Source organism: uncultured Brachyspira sp., assembly GCF_944393015.1.
Lineage (GTDB): Bacteria > Spirochaetota > Brachyspiria > Brachyspirales > Brachyspiraceae > Brachyspira.
The window spans coordinates 1-5919 of record NZ_CALXYQ010000084.1 but is presented as its reverse complement, the minus strand read 5'-3'; the positions used below and the strand labels follow the sequence as shown (position 1 = coordinate 5919).

General features: G+C 31.6%; 2 protein-coding genes. One reads left to right on the top strand and one right to left on the bottom strand.

All coding sequences use genetic code 11. From position 1 onward, the window contains the following. Positions 1 to 2568 (top strand): ATP-dependent chaperone ClpB (gene clpB, locus Q0K19_RS14725; protein WP_297249284.1); only part of this gene is annotated, 2568 nt, incomplete at its 5' end. Positions 2569 to 2664: 96 nt separating this feature from the next. Here clpB and dnaE read toward each other — a convergent pair. Next, positions 2665 to 5919 (bottom strand): DNA polymerase III subunit alpha (dnaE, locus tag Q0K19_RS14720; protein WP_297249282.1); only part of this gene is annotated, 3255 nt, incomplete at its 5' end.

The following is a 5919-nucleotide window of genomic DNA, read 5'->3' as shown; positions in this document are numbered from 1 at the left end:
AAATATACAATAAAAGCCCAAGAGGCAGTAAATGAAGCTGCTAATATAGCTAATGGTGAAGACCATAATGAAATAAAAAGCGAGCATTTACTTTTAGCATTATTAAAACAAGAGGACGGACTTATTCAGCCTTTAGTAGAAAGAATAGGTGTTCCTATAAATACATTGATAGATAAAACTCAAAGATTAGTTGATGAAAACGTAAAGGTTACAGGTGAAAATGTACAGTTACATCTATCTACTAATGCTGGTAAGGTTTTAGCAAAAGCAGAAAAAGAAGCTAATGCTTTGAAAGACCAATATGTATCTACAGAGCATATATTCTTAGCACTTGTTGAAGCTGATAACAAAGCAGGCGACATGCTTAGAAAAAGCGGAATAAGTAAGAAAGAAGTTTTAAGTGCATTAAAAGATTTAAGAAAAGGACAAAGCGTTAATAGCCAAGACCCAGAAGCTAAAATGCAGGCACTTGATAAATACTGCCGTGATTTAACTTCATTAGCAGAGGCTGAAAAAATTGACCCTGTTATAGGACGTGATGAAGAGATAAGACGTGTTATGCAGGTATTATCGAGAAGAACAAAAAACAACCCTGTACTTATAGGTGAACCTGGTGTTGGTAAGACTGCTATTGTTGAAGGACTTGCTAGAAGAATAGTTTCTCAAGATGTACCGGACGGACTTAAAAACAAAAGATTATTAGCCTTGGACTTAGGTGCATTAGTTGCCGGTGCTAAATTTAGAGGAGAGTTTGAAGAGAGATTAAAAGCTGTTATTACAGAGATAGAAAAATCTGAAGGTAACATAATATTATTTATAGATGAGCTTCATACTCTTGTAGGAGCTGGTGCTACTGAAGGTGCAATGGACGCTTCTAACCTATTAAAACCTGCATTAGCTAGAGGTGAATTAAGAGCAATAGGTGCAACTACTTTAGATGAGTACAGAAAATATATTGAAAAAGATAAAGCACTTGAAAGAAGATTCCAACAGGTTTATTGTAAAGAGCCTAGTGTTGAGGATACTATTTCAATACTTAGAGGTTTGAAAGATAAATACGAAGTTCATCATGGTGTCAGAATAAAAGACGATGCATTAGTTGCTGCTGCCGTTTTATCTAATAGATACATAACTAATAGATTCTTACCTGATAAAGCTATTGACTTGGTAGATGAAGCTGCAAGCCAATTGAAAATAGAGATAGATAGTCAGCCTACTGAACTTGATAAAATTGAAAGAAAAATTTTACAGCTTAATATAGAAAAACAAGCTCTTTCAAAAGAAAATGATGCCGCTTCTAAAGAAAGATTAGAAAAACTTGAAAAAGAATTATCTGAACTTTCTGAAGAACGTAATGCTATGAAACTTCAATGGGATAATGAAAAAGGAAGAATTGAAGAAACAAGAAAATTAAAAGAAGAACTTGAGGCTTTAAATATAAAAGAAACCCAATATACAAGAGAAGGTAATTTAGCTAAAGCTGCTGAAATAAAATATGGTAAAATACCAGAACTTCAGAAAAAATTAGAAGAAGCAACTAAATCTATGGAAGAGGCTAAAAACTCTGATAAGAAAAGACTTTTAAGAGAAGAAATTTCTGAAGATGATATAGCTAGAGTAATATCTGTATGGACTGGAATACCTGTAAGCAAAATGCTTGCTAGTGAAAAACAAAAATACTTACAGCTTGAAGAAGTATTACATAAGAGAGTTGTAGGACAAGATGAAGCTATAACTTCAGTTGCTGATGCTATTAGAAGAAACAGAGCAGGACTTTCCGATGAAAATAAACCTCTTGGAAGTTTCTTGTTCATAGGGCCTACTGGAGTTGGTAAAACAGAACTTGCTAAAACACTTGCTGATTTCTTATTTAGTGATGAGCATGCTTTAACAAGAATAGATATGAGTGAGTATATGGAGAAATTCTCTGTTACTAGACTTATAGGAGCTCCTCCGGGATATGTGGGTTATGATGAAGGTGGACAATTAACAGAAGCAGTGAGAAGAAGACCTTATTCTGTTATACTGTTTGATGAGATAGAAAAAGCTCACCCTGATGTATTTAATGTTTTACTTCAGGTGTTAGATGATGGAAGACTTACTGATGGACAGGGTAGGATAGTAGATTTCAAAAATGCTATTATCATAATGACAAGTAATTTAGGCTCTGACTTAATTCTTGAAGCTAATGATACTAATGATATCAAAGAAAAAATTCAAGAGTTATTAAAAATGTCATTTAGACCAGAGTTCTTAAACAGAATAGATGAGATAATAACATTTACTAGACTTGACAAAAAATACATTGCTGAGATAGTAAGAAATCAAATAGCAAGAGTAGCTAACAGACTTAAAGACAGAAGAATAACTTTAGATGTAAGCGATGAGGCTATAGACTATATTGCTGATATAGGTTATGATCCTCAGTTTGGAGCAAGACCATTAAAAAGAGCTATACAAAACTTTATAGAAAATCCTCTAGCTAAAGAAATGCTAGCAGGCAAATATTTAGAAGGAGATACTATAAAGGTGAAAAAATCAGGAGATGGTTTAACTTTTGAAAAATAATATTTAATAAACTTAATAATTAATTCCATAAAATAAAGGGCTTACTGAAATTAACAGTAAGCCTTTTATTATTTTAAAATAATTTAATTATTTTAATTAAGCATATTCAATTTCTATTAATGATCTCAATGCACTTTTAGCTTCATTTAAGAATCTAGGATTAGGATCAACTTTATAATCCTCACCTATTTTAAATATTTCCATACCGCTTTCAGATTTCAATTTTAAGAATATTGTATAATCTCCAGGATTTGAAGATATAGCATTTTGAAGACATAATAAATCCATATCATCAAATATATTTTTATTCATATATAATGCTAATTGCTTCTTACCGCTGTTAGTATGTTTCACTGCTATGCTATTATTAGGTCTGCTTGTAAATGGTGCATTGGAAACAACATTATCAGATCTTTTAATATCATTCTCTTTATTAGAAGTATTTTTAAATGGAGCATCATTTTTATTTACATGCACCTGTCTATTTTCAGTTGTTGATTCTGAATTATTCTCTCTTTTTATATTATCTCTTTTTACTTCTTTGAGTTTAAGATTTTTATCTTTTAAGAAAGAATCTAATAATTTGATATCAACAATATTATTATATATTTTCTCAGAGAATCTATTTTTATCTCTGCGTCCTTTTATCAATATTCCTGTTTGTTCTTCAAGCATATCTTTGTATTTCTCTATCTGACTATTAGCTGTAATATAAAATACATATTCAGTAAATATATCCATAACCTTTAATGTAATCATAGGAGTATTTTTCTTTGTAGTTGTTTCAATAGCTGACATAACAACGCAAGGAAGCAAAAACTCATCTTTATCTTTAAGATTATCAATATCCAAAGTATTGTGGAAATATTTATAATCAATTTTAGTAATATATCTTGCAAAAGGATGATATCTTAATGAAAAACCTAAAACTTCTTTTTCATTTTCCATTAAAATATTAGAAGCATATTCCACTTGTTTTTCTATTACCAAAGAAGCACTTCCGCTGTCATCTTCAGACATAGAATCAAATAACATAGTTTGACCTGATAAAGTTTCCTTTTGATAATTAGAAGCATGAGCAAGTATTGCATCAAGTGAACTAAGCAATGCACTTTCAGTATGTCCGAATTCAGAGAAAGCTCCGCATTTTATGAGAATTTCATAAACTTTTCTATTAACTAAATGAACATCAACACGTTTTACAAAATCTTCTAAATTCTTGAATTGTCCATTCTTTTCTCTCTCTTCCTGAATAGCTAAAGCAGCATGAAGACCTACACCTTTAACGGCATGTAAAGCATAAACTATCTTACCATCTTTTTGAGAGAATAAAGCATCACTTTCAAATACGCTTGCTGTAACTATCTCTATATTTTTCTGTTTAATTTCATTAAGATATAAAGCTATTTTATCAGTATCAGCTATAACAGTATTGAGTAAAGCCACATAATATTCCATAGGATAATGAGCTTTAATATAAGCTTCTTGATAGGCTATTAATGCATAACAAACAGAGTGAGATTTATTGAATCCGTATTCAGCGAAACCTTTCATTGTATCAAATAAATAAGTTAATAACTCTTTATCATAACCTCTTTCAAGTCCGCCTTTAATAAATTTCTCCTCCATAGAGTTCATTTTCTCTACGATTTTTTTACCCATAGCCTTTCTTAAATCATCTGCTTCTGCAGCAGTAAATCCGCCTATAACTCGGCTTATAGCCATAATCTGCTCTTGATATATTAATACTCCCTGACTCTCTTTAAGTATAGGCTCTAAATCAGGGTGCTTATATACTATCTCTTTTCTTTTATTTTTTCTGTCGGCATAGTCTTTATCCATTCCAGAGTTTAAAGGACCAGGACGATACAATGCTACGCTTGATACTAAGTCATCAAAACCTGTAGGCTGAATATTTATAAGCATTTGACGCATACCAGGACTTTCAAACTGGAAAACCCCGCCTGTATCAGCTTTTCTAAATATCTCATAAACAGCTTCATCATCTAATGGAATTTTATCTATATCTATTTCAATACCATATCTATCTTTTATATCTTTTATAGCATCTTTTATGAGTCTTAAGTTCTTAATACCCAAAAAGTCCATTTTTATAAGACCGGCACTTTCAACATAAGTCATTTCATACTGACAAGCTCTAGTACCTGTTTTAGAATCCTGATAAACCGGTGCTAAATCGGCTATAGGATGAGATGATATAATAACACCAGCAGCATGTAAACCTACATTCCTTACTAAACCGTCAAGTCTTGTAGATATTTCATACATGTTTTTTAATTCTCTGTTACCCTCTATTTCTTTAACCAAAGCAGCACAATCAGGGTGATCATATATATCTACAACTCTTTTAACATCATCAGGTATGCTTTTAGCAAGTCTATCAGCAGTAGCTAAATCTATACCCATAACACGGCAAACATCTCTTATAACAGAGCGTCCTCCCAAAGCTCCGAAAGTGGCTATTTGAGAAACATTATCTTTACCATATTTTTCTTTTACATAATCTATTATTACTTCCCTTTTATCATCCTGGAAGTCAACGTCTATATCGGGCATGCTTTTTCTTTCAGGATTTAAAAATCTTTCAAAAAGCAAATCATAATCAAGAGGATTAACTTTTGTAATTCCAGTAGCAAATGCAACTATTGAACCGGCAGCACTTCCCCTTCCAGGTCCTACTGCAACATCATGATTTCTTGCATAGTTAATGAAATCCTGAACTACAAGGAAATATCCTTCAAATCCCATCTTTCCTATAACACCTAATTCCATTTCAAGTCTATCCATAGCCTCTTTTGGAATATTATTATTATAATACTTATTAAGCCCATCTATACACATATTTCTTAATGCGGTTGTTTCTGTTTCACCATTAGGAAGCTCGTAATTAGGCATATAATAAGTCTTAGTCATTATATTTAAATCTTGGCATTGCTCTGCTATCTTCACAGTATTTTCAAATGCTTTAGGAAGTTTAGCAAATGACTTCATCATCTCTTCTTCTGTTTTTAGATGGAATTCATTGCTTGGGAATTTATATCTTCTTGGAGAATCCAAAGTAGCTTTAGTTTGTATAGCTAAAAGTATCTCATGAGCTTTAGCATCTTCTTTTGATACATAATGCACATCATTAGTTACAACCAATTCTATATTATGATGATTAGCAAGTTTATATAATGCACTATTTAAAGATTTCTCTTCAGGTATATTATGATCCTGAAGTTCTATATAAAAATCTTCTCCGAAAATAGATTTATAATATTCAGCTAATTTTGAAGCCTGTTTATAATCTTTTTTTCTTATAGCAATAGGAATCTCTCCGCCCATACA